The organism is Frankia sp. CcCS3, assembly GCF_977927575.1.
Window position 1 is genome coordinate 1 of the sequence record NZ_CDWRCL010000314.1, and the last position, 3,431, is coordinate 3,431.

Below are 3,431 nucleotides of genomic sequence, written 5' to 3' on the forward strand. Positions count from 1 at the left end.
CCCAAGGCGAACAGGCCGCCTACATCCCCCGCCCCTCGGCTCTGCACCAGCACCTCCTCACCATTCTCGGCGTCGATCCGACCCGGCCACCTTGATCGGAAACCAGGCCGGTCAACGCATCGAAACCCCATGTGCGGAAGACAGATCTAGACGGGCAGGGTGCGTAGCTCGTCCCCGGCGTAGGCGGCGTCGCCGACCGTGTGGATCGTCCGCCCGGGCATGGCGGTGGCCAGTTTCTCGGTCATGCGGGCGGCCAGCCACAGCCGGGATGCGGAGGTGGTGTCCTTGCGGACCAGAGCGTGTCGTCGACCGCGACCGTGACTGGCGCTCCGGCGGGGACGAGCAGGCACACCACGAGCCGGGCTAGGACCAGCCCGACCTCGTCGACGGACCAGTGTCTGGATGGTAAACAGAGGCTGCAAGAACAACGGCCTGTCACCGCCGGAATCCCGGCAGAGCCATTTTCTTTGGCAGACCCGTACCGGACTGTCCGCGCACAGCATAGCGTCAGCGAGCTCGAACAGCGCGTCCGACCACCGGGTCAAATCTTTGGCAAGAAACCAGGATCAGCAGGAGGTCGGGGAGTCAGGGGGCCAGCAGCCGGGGGGTCAGCCAGTCGACGACGGCTCGGACGAACGACCTGCGGTGGCGCAGATCCGCGATCTCGTGCCCCTCGCCGGGAAAGAGCAGGTAACGGCAGTCGACGCCGCGAGCGAGGGCCGCGGCGACCGTCTGCTCGGCCTCGATCACCGGGACGTTGGTGTCGTTCTCCCCGTGCACGACGAGCAGCGGCGCGGCGAGGGCGCTCATCCGGTGCAGCGGGGACAGCGCCCGCAGCAACGCCGGCTCGGTGCGTGGATCACCGTACTTGGTGACCGCGGACGCGGCGATCCACGGCTCGGTGTACTGATAGAAGCTCTCCAGATCAACCATCCCGCAGACGTCCACCCCGACCCGGAACAGCTCCGGGAAGTGGACCATCGCCGCCAGCGTCAGATAGCCGCCGTAGGAGCGGCCGGCGACGCCGATCCGGTCCGGGTCGGCCAGGCCCGTCGCGACCAGATGCGTCACGCAGCTGCGGACGTCGGCGATGCCACTGAACCGACGATGGGTGTGGTCCGCCTCCTCGAACGACCGGCCGAATCCGGTGGAGCCGCGCACATTCGGCGCGAACACCGCGATCCCCCGGGCGAGCACGGCCTGGAACAGCGGGTTGTAGACGGGACGTTCCTGCGCCTCCGGGCCGCCGTGCAGGTGGAGCAGGGTCGGGACCGGTCCTCGCGGGCCGTGCGGGCGGTACCACCAACCGGACAGTTCCCGGCCGTCGTGGGCTGGCAGGGCGCACGGCACCGGACGGACCAGCCGCGGGTGGTCACCGGTGCGGGGCCCGGGGATCCCGGGTACGCGCGCCGGCGCGGGCGGCCCGGATGGCGCGGGTGGCCCGGGTGGCGCGGCGGGCTCCGGGCTGTCGAATCCCGGGCTGTCGACGTCGATATTCAGGACAACCCGCGGTCCCGGGATAGTCACCGCCTCGACGGGAGCGTGCGAGATCAGCCGACGGTAGCCGGCGGATGGCGCAGTGAGATCCCAGGTCCAGATCTCCCCCGGCCTGGTGGCACCATCCAGGGCAAGCACGAGCTCCCGGCCCCCGGGCCGGACGAGCACGCCTGTGACGACGTCGCGGGGAAGCGGCGGCAGCGTCAGGGACCGTCCGGTGGGCAGATCGACCAGCGCGAGCTCGCTGCGCCCGCCCACGTTCCAGACGACGACCGCCCGATCCGGATCGAGCAGGGCGAACCGCTCCAGATCGGCGTTGTCCCGGGCGACGAGGACCCGCGGCCCGCCGGCCGGATCGCCCGTGGGGTCGACAGGGACGTCAAACAACGCGGCTCGGTCCCGCCCGATGTCGCACAGCAGCAGCAGGCGACGGCCGTCGGCGACGAACCGACCGGTCACGGTGGTCGCCGTCCCGCCGGGCACCTGCCATGACCCGCCGATTCCGTCCCCGGCGCCGATCCCGTCCCCGGCGGCAATCCCCTCCCCGGCGCCGATCCCCTCCCTGACGGCAATCCCCTCCCTGACGGCGATCATGGTGTCGGCCACGAGCACCCGCCGGACGCCACGGGGGCCATCCCGCAGCAGCAGGCGGTACCCGCCACCGGCCGGGCCCCACCCCGAACCGTCGCACACCTGCAGCGCCACTCCAGCGGCGAGGCGGGTCCGTCGCCCGCCGGAGTCGATCAGCACCGCGGCGGTGCGGCCGGACGGATCGGAGCGGTCGGACTCGGTCACGACGAGGCCGTGGCCGTCGTCGGTCCAGCGGGCCGGGGTGGCGGCCCGCCCCCCGCCGCCGGCCAGGTGGCGCAGGTCACCGCCGTCCGCCCGGACGGTCCGGACCTCAGTGAGCTCCCCGCCGCCCGGCGCGACGTGGACGGCGATCCGGTCGTCGGTCGGCGACCACAGGACCGCCCGGACCTGACCGGGGCCGGTGTCGACCGGGCGCTCCCGGCCGTCCGGGTCCCGGATCCACAGCGCGGGGGCGCCGCCGCGATCACCGACGAAGGCGAGCCGACCATGCGGGCCGGTACTCGGTGCGCGACAGCTCGCCGCCGCGACCCAGGCGTCGGACAGATCGCCGGGACGCCCGGAGTCGACGGTGTGCGGCACCGCCGGCTGCGTCACCACCGGCCGCGTCACCACCGGCCGCGCCACCACCGGCCGCGCCACCACCGGCCGTCCCACCACCGGCTGCGCCACCGCGGGTCGGATCATGTCACTCCAAGGGATCATGCGACTCGGTCGTGCGACGTACGTGGGTCGTGCGACCTACGTAGATCACGCGACCGTGTGGGTCTGGAGCCACATCTCGAGCAGCGCGGCCTGCCACAGGGCGTTCGCGCCGAGCGCCGTGCGGTTGTCGTTCGGGGCGGCGAGCATCGTCCGGACCCACACCGGCCGGAACAGGCCCCGCGTCTTCGCCGCCGGATCGGTGAGCGCCTCGCGCACCCGGTCCAGGAACGGCCCGTCGAGATGACGGATCGCCGGCACCGGGAAATACCCCTTGGGTCGGTCGATGACGTCGACCGGCATCAGCGGGCGGCCGATGTTCTTGAGCACGCCCTTGCCGCCGGAGGCGAGCTTCAGCTCCGGCGGGCAGGCGGCGGCGAGCTCGACCAGCTCGTGGTCGAGGAAGGGGGTGCGGGCCTCGAGCCCCGCGGCCATCGTCATGTTGTCGACCCGTTTCACGGGGTCGTCAACGAGCATGATCGTCGAGTCGATGCGCAGCGCGGCGTCGACGGCGGTCTCGGCGCCCGGCCGGGCGAAGTGGGAGGCGACGAAGTGCCGGCTGGCATCGGCCTCGATGAGATGGTGCGGCTCCACCATCGCGGGCAGGTCCCGGTGCGGTCGGTCGGCGAAGACCCGCAGGTAGG

General features: G+C 72.5%; 3 protein-coding genes. All 3 read right to left on the minus strand.

Annotated elements, in window-relative coordinates:
- Positions 1-146 precede the first annotated feature (146 nt).
- On the minus strand, positions 147-350 hold the full coding sequence (locus AC08OQ_RS18470; protein ID WP_476595617.1) for a hypothetical protein: 204 nt from the start codon (positions 348-350) through the stop codon (positions 147-149).
- Between the two features lie 235 nt (positions 351-585).
- Positions 586-2,772: a S9 family peptidase gene (locus tag AC08OQ_RS18475; protein WP_476601821.1), complete on the minus strand. Its 2,187-nt coding sequence runs from the start codon at positions 2,770-2,772 to the stop codon at positions 586-588.
- Between the two features lie 63 nt (positions 2,773-2,835).
- The coding region (locus AC08OQ_RS18480; RefSeq protein ID WP_476612259.1) for an asparagine synthase-related protein at positions 2,836-3,431 on the minus strand (596 nt) is incomplete at its 5' end.